This window comes from Pseudomonas sp. TS_SC_3 (genome assembly GCF_056156225.1).
This window is the reverse complement of record NZ_CM149586.1, coordinates 3374306-3393743: the sequence shown is the minus strand read 5'-3', so window position 1 is coordinate 3393743 and position 19438 is coordinate 3374306. Positions and strand designations below refer to the sequence as shown.

General features: G+C 61.8%; 17 protein-coding genes. 10 read left to right on the top strand and 7 right to left on the bottom strand.

Features of this window, described 5'->3' with window-relative positions; translation table 11 throughout:
- Positions 1-6: 6 nt before the first annotated feature.
- The 5 genes from pstA to AC0J6G_RS15950 all read left to right on the top strand — a co-directional run bounded on the left by pstA (position 7) and on the right by AC0J6G_RS15950 (position 5523).
- The gene (gene pstA / locus AC0J6G_RS15970) at positions 7-1683 is read left to right on the top strand and encodes a phosphate ABC transporter permease PstA (protein ID WP_475249349.1); all 1677 of its coding nucleotides are present in this window, start codon (positions 7-9) and stop codon (positions 1681-1683) included.
- A 63-nt stretch (positions 1684-1746) separates the two neighbouring features.
- A complete protein-coding gene (gene pstB, locus AC0J6G_RS15965) occupies positions 1747-2580 on the top strand; it encodes a phosphate ABC transporter ATP-binding protein PstB (RefSeq protein ID WP_475249347.1) in 834 nt (277 codons plus the stop codon).
- A gap of 142 nt (positions 2581-2722) precedes the next feature.
- Positions 2723-3454, top strand: coding sequence for a phosphate signaling complex protein PhoU (phoU, locus tag AC0J6G_RS15960; protein WP_475249345.1), 732 nt, complete (start codon positions 2723-2725; stop codon positions 3452-3454).
- 137 nt (positions 3455-3591) lie between these two features.
- Positions 3592-4503, top strand: a complete 912-nt coding sequence (locus tag AC0J6G_RS15955) for a response regulator (RefSeq protein ID WP_475249343.1) — start codon at positions 3592-3594, stop codon at positions 4501-4503.
- 123 nt (positions 4504-4626) lie between these two features.
- Positions 4627-5523 (top strand): peptidoglycan DD-metalloendopeptidase family protein, encoded by an 897-nt coding sequence (locus AC0J6G_RS15950; protein WP_475249341.1) that lies wholly within the window; start codon positions 4627-4629, stop codon positions 5521-5523.
- 72 nt (positions 5524-5595) lie between these two features.
- On the opposite strand, the gene AC0J6G_RS15945 is transcribed toward AC0J6G_RS15950, so the two are convergent.
- From AC0J6G_RS15945 to glcC, 7 genes are all read right to left on the bottom strand, one after another.
- Positions 5596-6363, bottom strand: a complete 768-nt coding sequence (locus AC0J6G_RS15945) for a hypothetical protein (RefSeq protein WP_475249339.1) — start codon at positions 6361-6363, stop codon at positions 5596-5598.
- Positions 6364-6530: 167 nt separating this feature from the next.
- A complete protein-coding gene (locus AC0J6G_RS15940; RefSeq protein ID WP_475249337.1) occupies positions 6531-7871 on the bottom strand; it encodes a hemolysin family protein in 1341 nt (446 codons plus the stop codon).
- 69 nt (positions 7872-7940) lie between these two features.
- Positions 7941-9248 (bottom strand): phosphate regulon sensor histidine kinase PhoR, encoded by a 1308-nt coding sequence (phoR, locus tag AC0J6G_RS15935; RefSeq protein WP_475249336.1) that lies wholly within the window; start codon positions 9246-9248, stop codon positions 7941-7943.
- A 56-nt stretch (positions 9249-9304) separates the two neighbouring features.
- Positions 9305-9994: a phosphate regulon transcriptional regulator PhoB gene (phoB, locus tag AC0J6G_RS15930; RefSeq protein WP_475249334.1), complete on the bottom strand. Its 690-nt coding sequence runs from the start codon at positions 9992-9994 to the stop codon at positions 9305-9307.
- A 152-nt stretch (positions 9995-10146) separates the two neighbouring features.
- The gene (gene ubiA, locus AC0J6G_RS15925) at positions 10147-11040 is read right to left on the bottom strand and encodes a 4-hydroxybenzoate octaprenyltransferase (RefSeq protein ID WP_475249332.1); all 894 of its coding nucleotides are present in this window, start codon (positions 11038-11040) and stop codon (positions 10147-10149) included.
- Positions 11041-11166: 126 nt separating this feature from the next.
- Positions 11167-11721, bottom strand: coding sequence for a chorismate--pyruvate lyase family protein (locus AC0J6G_RS15920; RefSeq protein ID WP_475249330.1), 555 nt, complete (start codon positions 11719-11721; stop codon positions 11167-11169).
- 76 nt (positions 11722-11797) lie between these two features.
- Complete coding sequence (gene glcC / locus AC0J6G_RS15915; protein ID WP_475249328.1) at positions 11798-12571, bottom strand: transcriptional regulator GlcC; 774 nt, start codon at positions 12569-12571, stop codon at positions 11798-11800.
- Positions 12572-12821: 250 nt separating this feature from the next.
- On the opposite strand from glcC, the gene glcD reads away from it, so the two are divergent.
- From glcD to AC0J6G_RS15890, 5 genes are all read left to right on the top strand, one after another.
- A complete protein-coding gene (glcD, locus tag AC0J6G_RS15910; protein ID WP_475249326.1) occupies positions 12822-14321 on the top strand; it encodes a glycolate oxidase subunit GlcD in 1500 nt (499 codons plus the stop codon).
- A gap of 5 nt (positions 14322-14326) precedes the next feature.
- Entirely contained in the window at positions 14327-15385 is a 1059-nt protein-coding gene (gene glcE, locus AC0J6G_RS15905; RefSeq protein ID WP_475253791.1) for a glycolate oxidase subunit GlcE, read from the top strand.
- A gap of 2 nt (positions 15386-15387) precedes the next feature.
- Positions 15388-16605, top strand: a complete 1218-nt coding sequence (glcF, locus tag AC0J6G_RS15900) for a glycolate oxidase subunit GlcF (protein ID WP_475249324.1) — start codon at positions 15388-15390, stop codon at positions 16603-16605.
- A gap of 12 nt (positions 16606-16617) precedes the next feature.
- Positions 16618-17019, top strand: coding sequence for a heme-binding protein (locus AC0J6G_RS15895; RefSeq protein WP_475249322.1), 402 nt, complete (start codon positions 16618-16620; stop codon positions 17017-17019).
- Between the two features lie 78 nt (positions 17020-17097).
- Positions 17098-19275, top strand: a complete 2178-nt coding sequence (locus AC0J6G_RS15890; RefSeq protein WP_475249320.1) for a malate synthase G — start codon at positions 17098-17100, stop codon at positions 19273-19275.
- Positions 19276-19438: the final 163 nt, after the last annotated feature.

Genomic DNA, 19438 nt, shown 5'->3' with positions numbered 1-19438 from the left:
AGGTATATGTCCGTGAAACAGAACAACCTGAAAACCTGGTTCAAGAGCGGTACGCCGTGGATCTGGATGAACGCCGGCGCGGTCTCGATCGCGGTGATCATGACCATAGGCCTGCTGATGGTGATCGCCGTGCGCGGCCTCGGCCACTTCTGGCCGGCGGACATCGTTGAAGCCAACTACCAGATCCCGGGCCAGGACGCTCGCGTGATGGCTGGTGAGATCACCCAGATCGAAGAAGTGCCGCGTGCCCGTCTGGCGGCTTCCGGCTTACCGGTGGAGGCTGAAGGCGGCGAGTTTATGACCCGCGAGCTGTTCAAGGTGGGTAACCGCGACGTGTACGGCGCGGACTTCACCTGGGTGGTCGGCGAATGGCTGAGCGACCCGCGCACCCCGGAAAACCTCACGGCGCTGGAGCGCCGCGAGTGGGGCAACTTCTACGGCTACCTGGTCAACGTTAAGGAAAACGGCGAGTTGGTGGCCGAAGGTGATGCCAGCTGGCCGGCGTTGCAGGAGCGCCTGGCGCGCGTCGAGCAGCTGCACCAGAACCTGGTGCGCCTGGAGAAGAAAGACATCGGCCGGATCAACGCCGGTTTGGAGCGTATTCGTCTGCAAACCCGCAAGCTGGAGCTGCAGGGCAAGCTGGACGACGTCGCCCAGGCCGAACTGGACGCCGAGCGTGCGCAGTGGGATGCCGAGTACAAGGTGCTTGAAACCGAGTTGATCGCCCTTAACCAGGCCTTCAACCGCGACAGCGTCACCCTGAAAACTGCCGATGGCCGCGAAGTGACCATCAGCCTGGGCAAGGTGGTACGGGCCTTCCAGCCGAATGCCATGGGCCTGGGCGACAAGATCGGCTTCTACTTCGCCAAACTGTGGGAATTCGTCAGCGATGACCCGCGTGAAGCCAACACCGAAGGCGGGATCTTCCCGGCGATTTTCGGCACCGTGATGATGACTCTGATCATGGCCGTGATCGTCACCCCGTTCGGCGTGGTCGCGGCCATCTACCTGCGTGAATACGCCAAGCAAGGCCCGCTGACCCGGGTGATCCGTATCGCGGTGAACAACCTGGCGGGCGTGCCGGCCATCGTTTACGGGGTGTTCGGCCTGGGCTTCTTTGTCTACGTGCTGGGCGGCTCGCTGGATCGTATGTTCTTCCCGGAAGCCGCGCCGGCGCCGACATTCGGCACGCCGGGTCTGCTCTGGGCCTCGCTGACCCTGGCGATCCTCACCCTGCCGGTGGTGATCGTCGCCACTGAAGAAGGCCTGGCGCGGATTCCGCGGGCCGTGCGTGAAGGCTCGCTGGCCCTCGGCGCGACCAAGGTGGAAACCCTCTGGCGTGTGGTGCTGCCAATGGCCAGCCCAGCGATGATGACCGGTCTGATTCTCGCCGTGGCCCGCGCCGCGGGTGAAGTGGCGCCGCTGATGCTGGTGGGCGTGGTCAAACTGGCCCCGAGCTTGCCGGTAGATGGCAACTACCCGTACCTGCACCTTGATCAGAAGATCATGCACCTGGGCTTCCACATCTACGACGTCGGCTTCCAGAGCCCCAACGTCGAGGCCGCGCGGCCGTTGGTGTACGCCACTGCGCTGCTGCTGGTGTTGGTCATCGTGGTGCTGAATATGGCGGCGGTCTATATCCGTAACCACCTGCGCGAGAAGTACAAGGCGCTGGATCACTAATCATTGCGCCACGGCCCACTGGCCGTGGCGGCTTAACGCATTTGTTAGCGTAGGGAGCATCCCATGCAGCACGAAACACACACACACGGTATTGATATGGCCGCTCTCGGCCGCGACCGCCAAGGCCTGAACATGGCCAATGAGCAGGTAGCCATCGACGTTCCGGGGCTGAACCTGTACTACGGCGACAAGCAAGCCTTGTTCGATGTGCAAATGACCATTCCTAAACAGCGCGTGACGGCGTTTATCGGCCCGTCCGGTTGCGGCAAGTCGACCCTGTTGCGCACCTTCAACCGGATGAATGATCTGGTTGACGGTTGCCGCGTGGAAGGCGAAATCAACCTCGACGGCAAGAACATCTACCGCAAAGGCGAGGATGTTGCCGAGCTGCGTCGTCGCGTCGGCATGGTGTTCCAGAAGCCTAACCCGTTCCCCAAAAGCATTTACGAGAACGTGGTCTACGGCCTGCGCATTCAGGGCATCAACCAGAAGCGTGTGCTCGATGAAGCCGTGGAATGGGCACTGAAAAGCGCCGCGCTGTGGGAGGAGGTCAAGGACCGTCTGCACGAGTCCGCACTCGGCCTCTCCGGTGGTCAACAACAGCGTCTGGTGATCGCCCGTACCGTGGCGGTGCAGCCTGAAGTGCTGCTGCTTGATGAGCCGTGCTCGGCACTCGACCCGATCTCCACGCTGAAAGTCGAAGAGCTGATCTACGAACTGAAATCCAAGTACACCATCGTCATCGTGACCCACAACATGCAGCAGGCGGCGCGGGTGTCGGACTACACGGCGTTTATGTACATGGGCAAACTGATCGAGTTTGGTGATACCGATACGCTGTTCACCAACCCGGCGAAGAAGCAGACAGAGGACTACATCACCGGTCGTTACGGCTGATGGCCATGTCAGAGTGCGCTGGGTTGCGTCGGCGGAACTGGCCGTACTACGTGTACTGTCTGCGTTTTGCCTCCTTGCCCAGCACCCTCTGCCAAAGCCTATCCTAAGCAGAAACGTTTTCGGTTCATTCAAGGGTTTGCACATGATCAACAAAGAAAACCTTACCCAGCACATCTCCCAGCAGTTCAACGTCGAGCTGGAGGAGGTGCGCAGCCACCTGCTGGCCATGGGCGGCTTGGTCGAGAAGCAGGTTAACGATGCGGTCACCGCGCTGATCGACGCCGACTCCGGTTTGGCTCAGCAAGTGCGCGAGATCGATGACCAGATCAACCAGATGGAACGCAATATCGACGAAGAGTGCGTGCGCATTCTCGCCCGTCGTCAGCCGGCGGCGTCTGACCTGCGTTTGATCATCAGCATCTCCAAGTCGGTGATCGACCTGGAGCGCATCGGCGACGAAGCCACCAAGATCGCCAAGCGCGCCATCCTGCTGTGTGAAGAAGGCGAAGCGCCGCGCGGCTACGTGGAAGTGCGGCATATCGGCGATCAGGTGCGCAAGATGGTGCAGGAAGCACTCGACGCCTTCGCCCGTTTCGACGCCGACCTGGCGTTGTCGGTGGCTCAGTACGACAAAACCATCGACCGCGAGTACAAGAGTGCGCTGCGTGAACTGGTGACCTTTATGATGGAAGACCCGCGTTCAATCTCGCGCGTGCTCAACATCATCTGGGCCCTGCGTTCGCTGGAGCGTATCGGCGACCACGCCCGTAACATCGCCGAACTGGTGATTTACCTGGTGCACGGCACCGACGTTAAGCACATGGGCCTCAAGCGCATGCAAGAAGAAGTGCAGGGCGCCAACAAAGGCAGCTGAGCCTGGCTTTTGCGGGCCGCGTTGACGCGCGGCGCGCAGGGCAAAAAATCAGCAGAGTGGGGTAATTACCTGTATTTCGGTTGGCCTTTGGCCACTTGCCATGACTATGCTTAAGGCCATTAGAAAGGGAGTGGCCGATGAGCAAAGTCAGTGTGCTGGTGGTGGATGACGCAACCTTTATTCGGGACCTGGTGAAAAAGGGGTTGCGCGACCACTTCCCAGGCATCCAGATCGAGGAAGCCGTCAACGGGCGCAAAGCCCTGCAAATGCTGACGCGCCAACCGGTCGACCTGATTCTTTGTGACTGGGAAATGCCGGAAATGTCCGGCCTGGAACTGCTCACCTGGTGCCGCGAACAAGAAACCCTGAAGATCGTCCCGTTTATCATGGTCACCAGCCGCGGTGACAAGGAAAACGTGGTGCAGGCGATCCAGGCCGGCGTCTCCGACTTTATTGGCAAGCCGTTCTCCAGCGAACAACTGATCACTAAGGTAAAGAAGGCCCTCAGCCGCGCCGGCAAGTTGCAGGCCCTGATGTCCAGCGCGCCGCCAAAGATGCTCAGCAGCGGTTCCTTTGCCAATGATTCGTTATCTGCCCTGACCGGCGGCAAAGCCAATACGGGCAAGCCCGCCGCAGCGCCCGCAGTGCAAGCTGCCGCCGCCTTTGCTGGCAAGCCGGCGGCCAGTAAAACCACCGCACCCAGTGCGAGCAGTGGTCGTGGTCAAGGGCAATTGCGCTTACCCGGCGGCACCATGAGCTGCGTGATCAAGGCACTGAGCCTCAAAGAAGCGCTGCTGGTGGTTAAACGCAGCGAGGTGCTGCCGCAGGTACTGGAAAGCGCAGTGCTTGATCTGGAACAGGGCGAAGCGGCAGAAACCGCCCGGCTCAACGGTTACCTGCATGCGGTCGCCGCGTTTGAGCCAAAACCTGACAGCGAATGGCTGCAGCTGACCTTTAGATTCGTCGACAGCGACCCACAGAAACTCGATTACATCTCCCGGTTGATTGCCCGTGGCACAGCGCAGAAGCACTTCAGCCCCGGCGCCTGAGGCATGCCCCTGTTGTGATGACGTGGGAGATGGCTCACAACCTCGGCGTGCCGGTTCGCCTCACGCGACATCGGCTGCTAATCTCGTTATCCCGGACCTGCAAATCATAAAATCCGAGTCGTTATGCTAGGGCGTCTAATTCTTCTGTGCAGTGTGTTGACCCTTGCCGGCCAGGCAGCGGCATTGACTATTTATAAGTACACCGATGCCAATGGCGTGGTCACCTATACCGATCAAGCCGCGCCCGGTGCGCAGGTGTTTGTGTTTCGCGACCGTATGGTTGAGCGCCTGGATAACCAGGTGAAACTGGAAACGCAAAAACACGAAGCCGGTGAAACCCTGTTGGTGCGCAACGATCTGTTTGCGCCGGTGCAGATTGAGCTGCGGCTGGAAGGCCTGAACAACGTCAGTGGCGTGCCCAGCAAGCCGATCAGTTGGGTGCTGCCGCCGCGCAGCCATATTCGGCTGGCCACCCTGGCGCCGCGTGATGCCAGCCAACCCATGCGTTATACCCCTAAGCTGCGCTATGCCATGGGCGACCCGCGCCTATTGCCAACCCAGAAAAGCTACCCGCTGCCGTGGCGTGGCGGCCCGTTCCGCCTGACCCAGGGCGCCAACGGTAAGTACAGCCACTTCACCCCCAAAGGCCGTTATGCCATGGACATTGCCATGCCGGAAGGCACGCCGATTGTCGCGGCACGTGGCGGTGTGGTGGTGAAAACCGAGAATGGGCAGAGCGGACGCGGCAACAACCCCGCCGGTAACTATGTGCGCATCCTGCACGATGACGGCACCATGGGTGTTTACTTGCACCTGATGGAGGGCTCGGTGGCGGTGCGTGAGGGCAGTCACATCAGCGCTGGCACCCTGCTCGCGCGTTCCGGCAATACCGGTAACAGCACGGGGCCGCACCTGCACTTCGTGGTGCAGCGCAATGTCGGCCTGGCGCTGGAGTCGATCCCTTTCGATTTCGCTCAGCCGGTCAACAGCCTGCCGAACTTCGCCGTAGGCGGCGAGTAAGGCCCATGCGGGTGGCCGCCTGTTTACGCGCCGACCAGGTCGGCCGGCGCGCTTACGGCGTAGGCGCTTGGTTTAGAACGCCAGGCCGATCTTCAGCCCCACTTCTTCTTGCTTAAGCTTGGTGCGCTCAGCCACTGCGCTGCTGCTGTCGAGTTCGTAACGCGTCTGGGTGTAATACAGGCTCGTGCTCACCGGCATGTTGTTAATGCCCTTGTTCCATAGCACCGACAGTTCGCCGTATGGGTTGACCTTGTTTTTCAGGTCCACGGTGTCGTTTTCGTCGCCGATCTCCAACTCACTCTCGGCATCGATCGAGTAACGCGCGCCCAGCTCCAGGCGCACGGTGTAGTCCGGTGTCAGGTAGTTGTAACCCAGAGCCGCTTTGGCGAATGGCGAGCGGGTGGTCAGGTTGACGTTTTCTTTGAACAGGCCGATCTGCACGTCGTCTTGCTCCGTACGCCCCCAGTCGTAGCCACCCCCGACCAGTACGTCGATGTAGTTGTTAGTACTCAGCGCGGCTCGCAAGCCGAGGTCGAGATCGGCACGGGCGGTCTTGTATTCGGTGTCGTCTTTTTCACGGTACTGGCCTTCAATGCCGACCTGATAGATCAGGCCTTCCTGGCCGGTCATCTTGTTGCCGAAGGTATAGAACAGGCCGCCTTGGTTGAGGCGTTCCTTATCGCTCTGCTCGTCGATGGTGAGCTTGTATTGGTTGTGCGAGGCGATCACGCCGAGTGTGGAAATCGGGTCGGTGACGCTTTCGGCATGAGCCGCAGCGACGCTGGCAGCGGTCAGGCTGAGGCCGATGAGGAGGCGGGAGGGCAGTTGAATACGCGACATGAAGGTGTCCTTTCTACAAGGTACGTAAGATGTGATGCACCGCAATGGTGCGGGCATCGGCGTTCCCTTGTATGGACTGGTGTTGCTGCGCGGCCGTTCGACGCCACCGACGAACGGCACGGTTATGTTGCGGCCACTGCACAGGTCGCAACGCCCGCTATAGGGTCTCAGTCGAGTTTTAGCACCTTGGCCAGCACGATCTTCGGACCTTTCATCTTCTTGACGATGATGCGCAGGCCATCGACCTCCAGCACTTCCTCTTCCTCGGGCATGCGCTTGAGAGTTTCATAGATCAGCCCGGCGAGGGTTTCAGCCTCGACGTGATCAAGGTCGACCCCGAGCAGGCGTTCGACTTTGGCCAGTGGCGTGTCGCCGCGCACCAGCAGTTTCCCCGGCTGGTAGGCGAGAATGCCGCGTTCGGCCTTGCGGTGTTCGTCCTGAATATCGCCGACCAGCGCTTCGAGTACGTCTTCCATGGTCAGGTAGCCGATCACCTTGCCATCGGCTTCTTCGACCAGGGCGAAGTGCGAGCCGCCGGTGCGGAACTGTTCCAGCAGGCTGGACAGCGGCATATGCCGACTGACTCGCTCGATCGGGTGCATCAGGTCTGCCAGTTTTAGTGCTGAGGGCAGCATTTCCAGCAGGGACAGGTGCAGCAGCAGGTCTTTGATGTGCAGCACACCGACATACTCGCCGCTGGTGTCGTTGTAGACCGGGTAGCGGCTGTACTTGTGCCGCCGGAACACGCTGAACACTTCATCCAGCGCGGCTGTCAGCGGCAGGGACACCAGGTCCTCGCGAGAGTTGGCCCAGTCGACCACTTCCAGTTCGCCCAGCTCCACAGCTGAGGCCAGCACGCGCATGTCTTGGTCGCTGGGGTCGCTGGCGCGGCTGGAATGGAGGATCAGCTTGAGTTCGTCGCGGCTGTAATGATGCTCATGGTGCGGCCCCGGCTCGCCCTGGCCGGCCACGCGCAGGATGGCGTTGGCGCTGGCGTTAAGCAGGAAAATCGCTGGGTACATGGCCCAATAGAACAGATACAGCGGCGCGGCCGTCCACAGCGAGAGCAGCTCGGGTTTGCGGATAGCCCACGACTTGGGTGCCAGCTCGCCGATCACGATGTGCAGGTAAGAAATGATAAAGAACGCGGTGAAGAAGGCGATGCCGTGCACCAGCTTCGGCGATTCGATGCCGATGCCCGCCAGCAGCGGTTCAAGTAGGTGGGCAAAGGCCGGTTCGCCAACCCAACCGAGGCCCAGCGAGGCCAGGGTAATACCCAGCTGGCAAGCTGACAGGTAGGCATCAAGCTGGTTATGCACGGTGCGCAGGATGTGCCCGCGCCAGCCGTTTTTCGCCGCCAGAGCGTCGACTTTAGTGGCGCGTAGTTTAACGATGGCGAACTCGGCGGCGACGAAGAAGCCGTTGAGCAGCACCAGAAACAGGGCGAAAAGAACAAGGCCAAAATCGGCGAAATAGCTGCTTGCGACGTAACTCGTGGAGGGGTCCATACAGGCTTCGGGTAGTGGATGACCGCTAAAGGGTGGGGGCTGCCGAGCGGCTTTGCAAGTGGGCCGTGGCTACTGGCCGCGGCGCACCACTTGCAGGGTGGGGAAGTGGCAGGTGAACGTGCTGCCCTTGCCCAGGTTGCTGACGATATCCAGTCGCGCGCGGTGGCGCAGCAGCACGTGCTTGACGATGGCCAGGCCCAGGCCGGTGCCGCCGGTGTTGCTGGCGCGGCTGGAGTCGACCCGATAGAAACGTTCGGTCAAACGCGGTAAGTGTTTGGCCTCAATACCCAGGCCGCTGTCCTCCACGCTGAGGTGCGCGCCCTGTTCATCACTCCACCAGCGCACCCGAATCTCGCCTTCGTCCGGGGTGTATTTCACCGCGTTAAACACCAGGTTGGAGAAGGCGCTGCGCAGTTCGGTTTCGCTACCCTTGAGCTTAAGGTGCGGGTCTGCTTCCAGGCTGATGCGGTGGTGACGCTCGCCCGACAGCGCCTGGGCATCGTTCTTGATGCTCAGCAGCAGCAGGTCGACGGCGACTGGCTGGTTGTCCGAGGGGTAGTCGGTGGCTTCCAGCTTGGCCAGCAGCAACAGATCGTTGAGTAGGTTCTGCATGCGTCCGCCTTGCTGCTGCATCTGCTGCAGGGCCCGCAGCCAGCGCGGATTTACGTTCTCGACGTTGTCCAGCAGGGTTTCCAGGTAACCGCTGATCACGGTTAGGGGCGTGCGCAGTTCGTGGGAGACGTTGGCGACGAAGTCCTTGCGCATCTGCTCCAGCTGATAAAGACGGGTGACGTCGCGCACCAGCATCAGGTGTTCACGGTTGCCGTACTGGGTGATGTGAAATTGCAGGCGCAAACGATCACTGACCGGCGAGGGCAATTCCAGTGGCTCGTTATAGTTGTGGTTCTCGAAGTACTCGATAAAGCGCGGGTCGCGTACCAGGTTGGTGATCTGCTGGCCGCTGTCCTGCGGCGTTTTCAGGCCCAGGAGTTTCTCGGCGGCGATGTTCCACCACTCCAGGTTGCCGTCGCGGTCGAGCATGATTACCGCGTCTTTTAGCGCGGCCGTGGATTCCTGCACGCGATCAATCACCGCCTGCAGGCGGCCACGCACCTTCTGGTCGCGGCGTTGCAAGTGATAAATGCTGTCGAACACTTCACCCCACAGGCCGTAGCCATCGGGCGGTGCTTCATCGCCTTCGCGGGTGCGCAGCCATTTGTGCAGGCGCAGCAACTGTTGCAGGTGCCAGCCGAGGTAACCGGCCAGGCCGAGGACCAAAGCCCAGGCGTATTCACCGGTGATCAGCCCAAGCAGCAGGCAAACACCGACCAACAGCACTAAGCGACGTATCAGGGAGGGGCGCCAGTCTTGATTCAATTCGAACTCATCCGCCAATCAATCCTTGTTTGCCGGGCATCGTGGCAATGCTCGCCCTAGCTCTTGGTGGAGAAACGGTAACCTGTACCGCGCACGGTCTGCACCAGATTCTCATAGACCTCGCCGAGGGCTTTGCGCAGACGGCGGATATGCACGTCGACGGTGCGCTCCTCAACATACACGTTGCCGCCCCACACTTGGTCCAGTAACTGGCCGCGGGTGTAGGCGCGTTCCTGGTGGGTCATAAAAAATTGCAGCAGGCGGTATTCAGTGGGGCCCATCTCGGCGGGTTTGCCGTCGATGGTGACGCGGTGGCTGACGGGGTCGAGCAGCAGGCCGCCGACTTCAATCGGCCCCTCGTTATCGATTGGCCCCGCGCGGCGCAATACCGCTTTCAGGCGCGCCACCAGTTCACGTGGCGAGAAGGGCTTGGTGATGTAGTCGTCGGCACCGACTTCCAGGCCCTGGATCTTGTTGTCCTCTTCGCCCTTGGCGGTGAGCATGATGATCGGGATATCGCCGGTCAGCTCATCGCGCTTGAGGCGGCGCGCCAACTCGATGCCGCTGGTGCCGGGGAGCATCCAGTCGAGCAGAATCAGATCGGGTTTACGGTCAACGATAATGGCGTGCGCCTGCTGGGTGTTCTCCGCTTCCAGGCACTCGTACCCGGCCATCTCCAGGGCCACGGCGATCATTTCACGGATCGGTGCTTCGTCATCGACGATCAGGATGTTCTTGCCAACCATGGGTCAAGCCTCGGGTCATCTCGCTGTAATGTGCTGCATTAGATAACGGAATTATTGCAGTCATATGACAGTCACGCGGCGCGGCTCATAGAGCACGCCCTGCAGGCGGGCGTGCCGCGTCGCTTTCCTGCCGCGCGTTACGGCTAACCCGCTTACCCGCGTAGAGCGTAGTCGAGCACCAGGCCAATAAAGATGGCCAAGCCGGCCCAGTGGTTGTGCAAAAAAGCATTGAAGCAGGCCATCGGCTTGCGATTGCGGGTTTGGTGGTACTCCCAGGCAAAGCAGGCGGCGGCGGCGAGCAAGCCCAGGTGGAAATACAGGCCCAGCTCGAAACGCGCCGCCGCCAGCAGCAGGCACAGCAGGGCCAGCCCCTGGAGGATGACGATGATCAGGCGGTCGGCATCGCCGAACAAAATGGCGGTGGAGCGCACGCCGATCTTCAGGTCATCCTCGCGGTCAGCCATGGCGTAATAGGTGTCATAGGCCACTGTCCACAGCAGGTTGGCGATATACAGCAACCAGGCTTCTGGCGGCAGGCCGCCGGTTTCGGCGGTAAAGGCCATCGGCATGCCCCAAGAAAACGCGGCCCCCAACACCACCTGCGGGTAAAAGGTGTAGCGCTTCATAAAGGGGTAGCAGGCGGCCAGCGCCAGGCCGCCGAATGACAGCCAGATGGTGGTGGCGTTGGTAAACAGCACCAGCACAAAGCTGGCCGCCACCAGCACGGCGAACAGCATCAGCGCTTCACGCGGTTTGACCTTGCCACTGGCCAGTGGCCGCGCTTTGGTGCGGTTGACGTGACCGTCGAAGTTGCGGTCGGCGTAATCGTTGATCACACAACCGGCGGCGCGCATCAGCAACACGCCTGCGACGAAGATAAACAGGTTCTTCGCACTCGGTACGCCTTCTGCGGCGACCCACAAGGCCCACAGGGTTGGCCACAGCAGCAGGTAGATGCCGATGGGCTTTTCCAGGCGCATCAACTGGATAAAGTCCCAGGCACGCGGGTGCAGGCGATTGAGTGAGTGCAGCAGGCGGGTATACATCGGTATGTCTCCGTGCGGGTTGCGCGGATTATACGGAGTCGGTAGCTGGGAAGGTGGGTGCAGGACGGATCACGCTGTTTCATCCGCCTTCTGCTTGCCCTGTTGCCCGGATGCGCGCGATACGCCCTAGGGTTCTATGCCAACGGCGACCCAAAAGGGCGGCAAGAACACCTCGGCCACCAGCACGTTAAGCGCGCCACGACTGAAACAGGAGCGGCGTGCCCACAGGGCTTCGGCGCGCACGCCAAGTGGTAGCCAGTGGGCGGGGTAGTGACATGCCTGCAAGGGGCCGCGTGCGAAGGCGCGGTCGCTGAAGAGTAATTCGCCAAGGGAGCGACTGCCGAGTTGCTCCAGGCTCATGCCCGCCTGCTCCAGTGCGCTGCGCGCCGCCACGCTGCGGGCGAACACCCAAGGCTGTGCACGGCCGCGCAGGAACACTTCCCGCACCCAGCCCTGGCTGCCTTCGGCGACGTTGAGCGCGGCGCATTCATCACGGCGCAGCGGCTGCCAGCCCTGGTTAAGCGGGACAACGCTGAAATGATCGGCAGATAACTCGATCAGCCGTTGGGTCAGCGAGTCTTGGTTAATAAACAGCCAGCTGTAAACGCCTGCTGCCGGTGTCGGTTGCAATTGGTGGGCGGTCAGCCAGTTGGGGCTATCAGCAGCGGGGCGAGTGGGCACGGTTGTCGGTCACGGCGAATGAAAGGGCGCGAGTGTAGCAAATGCCCAACGGCCGCTGGGCGGGCCGCGCTCACGGCTACGTCCAGCCCTCAAGGCGCATGGCTGCGCGCACCAGGCGCTGTTCTTCCTGTTCGATCTCCTTGAGGTTGTCGCGGATGCTGTGGATGTGTTCACGCGCTGCGCGTTGAGCCTGCTCGGGCAAGCGCTCGATGACCGCGTGGTAGAGCCGGGTGTGCTGGCGGTCGATCTGGCGTTTTTGGATGGGACGGTGGTAGAGGTTATTAACCGAGGCAAACACCGTGCTGAGCATCAGGTCGGTCAACGATTGCAGGGTGTGCAGCAACACCGGGTTATGCGACGCCTCGCAGACTGCCAGGTGGAAGGCGTGGTCGAGGCGGGCATGCTCGCGTGGATCAACCGGCACGGCCTGGCTGTGGGCGGCGAGCATTTCCTCATAGCGGCGGGTCAGCAGAACAAAGTCCGCCTCGGTGCCGCGTAAGGCCGCCAGGCGTGCTGATTCGCCTTCGAGCAGGGCGCGCACCTCCAGCAGGTCAAAAAGGGTGCGCGGCTGCGAGTTGAACAGGTGCATCAGCGGGCTGGTATCGCGCGGGCCGTTCAGCGTCGCCACCCGTGAGTCGCGGCCCTGGGCCGTTTCGATAATGCCGCGGCCGCGCAGCACTTTCAGCCCTTCACGCAAAGCCGAACGGGATATCCCCAGCTTCTCGCACAGGCGTCGTTCGGACGGTAGCGCCTGGCCGACCTTGAGTACGCCATCCACGATCAATCGCTCAATCCGCTCGGCCACGACATCACTGACCTGGCGACGAATAGCAGGGGTTTCTTCGAGCATGCTAAGCGCCTCGGCTAACTGGTAGTACCAGTTTCAATGGTTCGATTATGGGCTTACCAATATAAGTGGTAATCCCTTTATTGGTAAGGCCTCTGGCGGATGTTGGTTGGAGAGCGGCTTAAACAAACTGGTCGTACCAGTGTGTTCAAGCATAGACGCTGGTCCTGCAACGCTCTACACATAGTTCACAACAAGCAGTCGGCTTGCCGCCGGCGCGCACAAAAAACAACGTCACGCGAGAAAGCCTGCCATGAGTATTCTGTACGACGAGCGCGTTGATGGGGCGCTGCCCAAGGTCGATAAGGCAGCCCTGTTGGCTGAGTTGCGTGAGCAGCTGCCCGATATGGACGTGCTGCACACCCAGGAAGACCTCAAACCCTACGAGTGCGACGGGCTTTCTGCGTACACCACTACGCCGATGCTGGTGGTGCTGCCTGAGCGCATTGAGCAAGTCGAGCGTCTGCTCAAGCTCTGCTACCAGCGCAATGTGCCCGTGGTGGCGCGTGGTGCCGGCACCGGGCTGTCGGGCGGGGCGTTGCCGCTGGCGCAAGGCATTTTGCTGGTGATGGCGCGCTTCAAACACATTCTTGAAGTGAACCCCGAAGGGCGTTTTGCCCGGGTCCAGCCAGGTGTGCGCAACCTAGCCATTTCTCAGGCCGCTGCGCCTTACGAGCTGTATTACGCCCCGGACCCGTCCTCGCAAATCGCCTGCTCAATCGGCGGTAACGTGGCCGAGAACGCCGGCGGTGTGCACTGCCTGAAATACGGCCTGACCGTGCACAACCTGCTCAAGGTGGAAATTCTTACCGTCGAAGGCGAACGCATGACCCTCGGCAGTGATGCCCTCGATTCACCGGGCTTTGACCTGCTCGCGCTGTTTACCGGCTCCGAAGGCATGCTCGGCATCATCACTGAAGTGACGGTCAAACTGCTGCCTAAGCCGCAGGTGGCCAAAGTGCTGTTGGCCAGCTTTGACTCAGTGGAGAAGGCCGGGCGCGCGGTGGGGGAAATCATTGCGGCCGGCATCATCCCCGGTGGTTTGGAGATGATGGATAACCTGGCGATTCGCGCCGCCGAAGATTTTATTCACGCCGGCTATCCGGTGGATGCCGAGGCCATTCTGCTCTGTGAGTTGGACGGGGTGGAAGCCGACGTACATGACGAATGTGAGCGTGTCAGCGCCGTGTTGAGCAAGGCCGGTGCGACCGAGGTGCGTCTGGCCCGCGATGAGGCGGAGCGCGTCAGGTTTTGGGCTGGGCGCAAGAACGCCTTCCCGGCGGTTGGGCGCCTCTCGCCGGATTATTACTGCATGGACGGCACCATCCCGCGCCGCGAGCTGCCGGGTGTACTCAAGGGCATCAGCGACCTCTCCGAAGAATTCGGCCTGCGCGTGGCCAATGTGTTCCATGCCGGTGACGGCAACATGCACCCACTGATTTTGTTTGATGCCAACCAACCCGGCGAGCTGGAGCGTGCCGAGACCCTGGGCGGCAAGATCCTTGAACTCTGCGTCAAAGTCGGCGGCAGCATCACCGGCGAGCACGGCGTGGGCCGCGAGAAGATCAATCAGATGTGTTCCCAGTTCAACAGTGACGAGCTGACGTTGTTCCATGCGGTGAAAGCGGCCTTCGATCCAAGCGGCCTGCTCAACCCCGGCAAAAACATTCCGACCCTGCACCGCTGCGCCGAATTCGGCGCCATGCACGTGCACCACGGCAAGCTGCCTTTCCCTGAACTGGAGCGCTTCTAATGGTTATGCGCCACGACGCAGATGCCAGTGCGGCGCTGCTGGAACAAGTCAATCACGCCCTCAACAGCGCCAGCGCACTGCGCATTCAGGGCGGCAACAGCAAGGCATTTCTCGGCCGCAAGGTTGCGGGCGACGTGCTCGATACCCGCGCCCACCGTGGCATCGTCAGCTACGACCCGACCGAACTGGTAATCACCGCCCGCGCCGGTACGCCGCTAGCGGAATTAGACGCCGCATTGGACGAGGCGGGGCAGATGCTCACCTGCGAACCAGCGCAATTCGGCGGCGTCGCCACCCTCGGCGGCATGGTTGCTGCTGGCCTGTCGGGGCCACGTCGGCCTTGGTCCGGTGCGGTACGCGACCTGGTTCTGGGTGCCCGTTTAATCACCGGCACCGGCAAGCACCTACGTTTTGGTGGCGAGGTGATGAAGAACGTCGCCGGCTACGACCTGTCGCGCCTGCTGGCCGGCAGCTTCGGCTGCCTGGGCGTGATTACCGAGGTGTCGCTCAAAGTGCTGCCCAAGCCGCGCCAGTGCCTCAGCCTGCGCCTGGAAATGGACGCCGCGTTAGCCCTGCAAAAACTTGCCGAGTGGGGGCAGCAGCCGATTCCGCTCAGCGCGGCCAGCCATGACGGCCACGCATTGCACCTGCGCCTGGAAGGCGGCGAAGGCTCGGTGGCTGCCGCCCGTGAACGTCTTGGCGGTGAGCTGCTCGACAGCGCTTATTGGGCGGGCCTGCGTGAGCAGCGCCTGGGCTTTTTTGCTGATCCGCGCCCGCTGTGGCGCTTGTCGGTGCCGAGCCACACGGGCGTGCTGGTGCTGCCCGGCGAGCAGTTGATTGACTGGGGCGGCGCGCAGCGCTGGCTGAAGTCCGAGGCGGATGCCGCACTCATCCGGCAAACCGTCGCTGCCGTCGGTGGCCACGCCACTTGCTTCACCGCCGGTCACTGCGACAGCCCGTTCCAGCCGCTGGCCGCGCCGCTGCTGCGCTACCACCGCCAGCTGAAAACCCAGCTCGACCCCCAGGGTATTTTCAACCCTGGCCGCATGTACGCCGAGGTATAGCCGTGCAGACCAATCTGAGTGAACAGGCCAAGCAACTGCCGCGCGCCGAGGAAGCTGAACGCATCCTGCGCAGCTGCGTGCATTGCGGCTTCTGCAACGCCACCTGCCCGACCTATCAGTTGCTGGGTGACGAGTTGGACGGCCCGCGTGGGCGCATCTACTTGATCAAGCAAGTGCTGGAAGGCCACGAAGTCACCGCCAAGACCCAGCTGCACCTGGACCGCTGCCTGACCTGCCGCAACTGTGAAACCACCTGCCCGTCGGGCGTGCAGTACCACAACCTGCTGGATATTGGCCGCGCCGTGGTTGATGCCGCCGTGCCGCGGCCGCTGGCGCAGCGGGTGTTGCGCGAGAGCCTGCGCGCCGTCGTACCGCACGCCGGGTTATTCAAAAGTCTGACCCAGGTCGGCCAGGTGTTCCGTCCGCTGCTGCCGGCCAGCCTCAAGGCCAAATTGCCGCGTGCGGTCAATGCCGCCACGCCCCGTCCCGAGCCGCGTCATAGCCGCCGGGTGCTGATGCTTGAGGGCTGCGTGCAGCCTGGCCTGGCCCCCAATACCAACGCCGCCACGGCGCGGGTGCTCGATCGCCTGGGCATTAGCGTCACGCCGATCCAAGAAGCCGGGTGCTGCGGCGCGGTGGATTACCACCTCAACGCTCAAGAGCAAGGCTTGCAGCGTGCGCGGCAGAACATTGATGCCTGGTGGCCTGCCATTGAGCAGGGCGCGGAGGCCATCGTGCAAACCGCCAGCGGTTGCGGTGCCTTCGTCAAGGAGTACGGCCACCTGCTGGTACACGACCCGGCCTATGCCGAGAAAGCCAAGCGTGTCAGTGCGCTGGCCAAAGACCTGGTTGAGGTGTTCAGCGCAGAACCCTTGGAGCAGCTCGGGGTGCGCACCGACAAGCGCCTGGCGTTCCACTGCCCGTGCACCTTGCAGCATGCCCAGAAGCTCGGTGGCGCTGTTGAGGCCGTGCTTGCGCGCCTCGGCTTTGGCCTGACGGCGGTGCCCGATAGCCACCTGTGTTGCGGCTCGGCCGGGACCTATTCGCTAACCCAGCCGGAGCTGTCCAAGCAGCTGCGCGACAACAAATTGAATGCCCTGGAAAGCGGCAAGCCGGAGGTCATCGTTACCGCCAACATCGGCTGCCAAACCCACCTCGACGGCGCCGGTCGCACCCCTGTGCGGCACTGGATCGAACTCGTCGAAGAAGCCTTGAATTAACCGGAGAACAGCATGCTTAGTAAAGCCGTATTGAGCCAAACCGAAGTCAGCCGCCTGCTCGCTGCTGCGCGCAGCGAAGCCGAGAAAAACCAGTGGGCGGTGACCATCAGCGTGGTCGACGACGGCGGTCATCCGCTGGCCCTGGAGCGCCTCGACGGGTGCGCGCCGATCGGTGCCTACATTGCCACCGAAAAAGCCCGCAGCGCCGCGTTAGGCCGGCGCGAAACCAAAGGCTTTGAAGACATGGTCAATGCTGGGCGTACGGCGTTTTTGTCCGCGCCGTTGGTGACGTCGCTGGAAGGCGGTGTGCCGGTCATCGTTGACGGTCAGGTTATCGGCGCATTGGGCGTTTCTGGGGTCAAGGCGGAGCAAGACGCCCAAGTGGCCAAAGCCGGTGTTGCTGCACTCAGCTGACTTGTATTTTCAGGCGGTTCTTCACGGAGCCGCGCGGGCGCCCAGCGCCGTATCTGCACTGTTTTAGGAGAATGGAAAATGATCAATCGCGTGAACTGCCAGCGCCTGCAAGTGGCCGCTAACCTGCAACGGTTTGTCGACGAGGACGTGCTGCCGGGCAGCGGTATCGAGCGCGAAGCGTTCTGGGCCGGTTTCGATGCCCTGGTGCATGACTTAGCGCCGCAAAACCGTGCGCTGCTGGCCGAGCGCGATGCCCTGCAGGTACAGCTGGACACGTGGCACCGTGAGCATCCGGGGCCGATCAGCGACATGCCGGCTTACCGCCACTTTCTTGAGTCCATTGGCTACCTGTTGCCGCAACCGGACAGCGTGCAAGCCAGCACCGGCAACGTTGACAGCGAGATCAGCAGCCAGGCCGGCCCGCAGTTGGTGGTGCCGGTGATGAATGCGCGCTATGCGCTGAACGCCGCCAACGCGCGTTGGGGTTCGCTGTATGACGCCTTGTACGGCACCGACGCCATCGCTGAAGACGACGGCGCGCAGAAGGGCCCCGGCTACAACCAGGTGCGGGGCGATAAGGTGATTGCCTTTGCTCGCGCGTTCCTCGATCAGGCCGCGCCGCTGGCCAGCGGTTCCCACGTCGATTCAACGGGCTATCAGGTGGTGGCGGGTCAATTGCAGGTCAGCCTGAAAGATGGCCGCCAAAGCGGCCTGGCTCAGGCAGATAAGTTTGTCGGTTACCAAGGTGAGGCCAGCGCGCCGACGGCGGTGCTGTTAAAGAACAACGGCCTGCACGTGGAAATCCAGATTGATGCCAGCAGCCTAATCGGCGCCACCGACGCGGCGGGGGTCAAGGACCTGCTGATGGAGTCGGCGCTGTCGACCATTCTCGACTGTGAAGACTCGGTGGCAGCGGTTGATGCCGACGACAAAGTGCTGATCTACCGCAACTGGCTCGGCTTGATGAAAGGCGACCTCAGCGAAGAGCTGGAGAAGGGCGGTAAGCGCATCGTGCGTCGCCTCAACCCGGACCGCGAATACACCGCCGCTGACGGTGCCACGCTGAAGCTGCACGGACGCTCGCTGCTGTTCGTGCGTAACGTCGGCCACCTGATGAGCAACCCGGCGATCCTCGACGGTGAAGGCCGTGAGATCCCCGAAGGCATTCTGGATGGGGTGATGACCAGCTTGATCGCCCTGCATGACCTCAAGCGCCAAGGCAACTCGCGCACCGGCAGCGTCTACATCGTCAAACCCAAAATGCACGGCCCGGCTGAAGTGGCCTTCGCGGATCAGCTGTTCAGCCGTATTGAAGACTTGCTGCAGCTGCCGCGTCACACCCTGAAAATGGGCATTATGGACGAGGAGCGCCGCACCAGTATCAACCTCAAAGCCTGCATTGCCAGTGCAGGCGCACGGGTGGCCTTTATCAACACCGGCTTCCTCGACCGCACCGGTGACGAGATGCACACCGCCATGGCCGCCGGCGCCATGCTGCGCAAGGGTGACATGAAGGGCAGCGCCTGGATTCAGGCTTACGAGCGCAACAACGTGTTGGTGGGTCTGAGCTGTGGCCTGCGTGGCCGAGCGCAAATTGGTAAGGGCATGTGGGCCATGCCAGACCTGATGGCCGCCATGCTGGAGCAAAAAATCGCGCACCCCAAGGCCGGCGCCAACACCGCTTGGGTGCCATCTCCGACGGCCGCCACCCTGCATGCCATGCACTACCATCAGGTGGACGTACAGGCCGTGCAGCGTGAGCTTGAAACCATCGACCTCAACAGCCAGCGTGATGACCTGCTCAATGGTTTGCTCAGCGTGCCGGTGGCCGCCGAGCCCAACTGGAGCGCCAGCGAGATTCAGGAAGAATTGGATAACAACTGCCAGGGCATCCTCGGTTACGTGGTGCGCTGGGTTGAGCAGGGCGTGGGGTGCTCCAAGGTCCCGGATATCCACAACGTCGGCCTGATGGAAGACCGCGCGACGCTGCGCATCTCCAGCCAGCACATTGCCAACTGGCTGCACCACAAGGTCATCAGCGCTGAGCAAGTACGCGAATCACTTGAGCGTATGGCCAAGGTGGTGGATCAGCAGAACGCCAGTGACCCGGTGTATCGCCCGATGGCACGCGACTATGCCGCTTCAATGGCTTTCCAAGCGGCTTGCGATCTGGTGTTCAAGGGCTTAGAACAGCCCAGTGGTTATACCGAACCGTTGCTGCATGCCTGGCGGTTGCGTTTCAAACAGGAGGGTTAAGCACGCGTAGCGTAAGTGGGGTTTTAGCCGCGACAGCCTCCCGCTTGCGCACAGACAGCAACATTCGCCCTGACGGTCTTTGGCCGTCGGGGCTTTCGAGCATGAGTGTGACGGTGAGTGGTCCTCGCCGGCACCGCTCACGGGGCGCAGTCAATCTGCGGTC

Bases quoted from the DNA above. Each gene is read 5' to 3' on its own strand.
- pstA (WP_475249349.1), top strand. From the start codon at position 7: ATGTCCGTGAAACAGAACAACCTGAAAACCTGGTTCAAGAGCGGTACG.
- pstB (WP_475249347.1), top strand. From the start codon at position 1,747: ATGCAGCACGAAACACACACACACGGTATTGATATGGCCGCTCTCGGC.
- phoU (WP_475249345.1), top strand. From the start codon at position 2,723: ATGATCAACAAAGAAAACCTTACCCAGCACATCTCCCAGCAGTTCAAC.
- AC0J6G_RS15955 (WP_475249343.1), top strand. From the start codon at position 3,592: ATGAGCAAAGTCAGTGTGCTGGTGGTGGATGACGCAACCTTTATTCGG.
- AC0J6G_RS15950 (WP_475249341.1), top strand. From the start codon at position 4,627: ATGCTAGGGCGTCTAATTCTTCTGTGCAGTGTGTTGACCCTTGCCGGC.
- AC0J6G_RS15945 (WP_475249339.1), bottom strand. From the start codon at position 6,363: ATGTCGCGTATTCAACTGCCCTCCCGCCTCCTCATCGGCCTCAGCCTG.
- AC0J6G_RS15940 (WP_475249337.1), bottom strand. From the start codon at position 7,871: ATGGACCCCTCCACGAGTTACGTCGCAAGCAGCTATTTCGCCGATTTT.
- phoB (WP_475249334.1), bottom strand. From the start codon at position 9,994: ATGGTTGGCAAGAACATCCTGATCGTCGATGACGAAGCACCGATCCGT.
- ubiA (WP_475249332.1), bottom strand. From the start codon at position 11,040: ATGTATACCCGCCTGCTGCACTCACTCAATCGCCTGCACCCGCGTGCC.
- glcC (WP_475249328.1), bottom strand. From the start codon at position 12,571: ATGCTCGAAGAAACCCCTGCTATTCGTCGCCAGGTCAGTGATGTCGTG.
- glcD (WP_475249326.1), top strand. From the start codon at position 12,822: ATGAGTATTCTGTACGACGAGCGCGTTGATGGGGCGCTGCCCAAGGTC.
- glcE (WP_475253791.1), top strand. From the start codon at position 14,327: ATGCGCCACGACGCAGATGCCAGTGCGGCGCTGCTGGAACAAGTCAAT.
- AC0J6G_RS15895 (WP_475249322.1), top strand. From the start codon at position 16,618: ATGCTTAGTAAAGCCGTATTGAGCCAAACCGAAGTCAGCCGCCTGCTC.
- AC0J6G_RS15890 (WP_475249320.1), top strand. From the start codon at position 17,098: ATGATCAATCGCGTGAACTGCCAGCGCCTGCAAGTGGCCGCTAACCTG.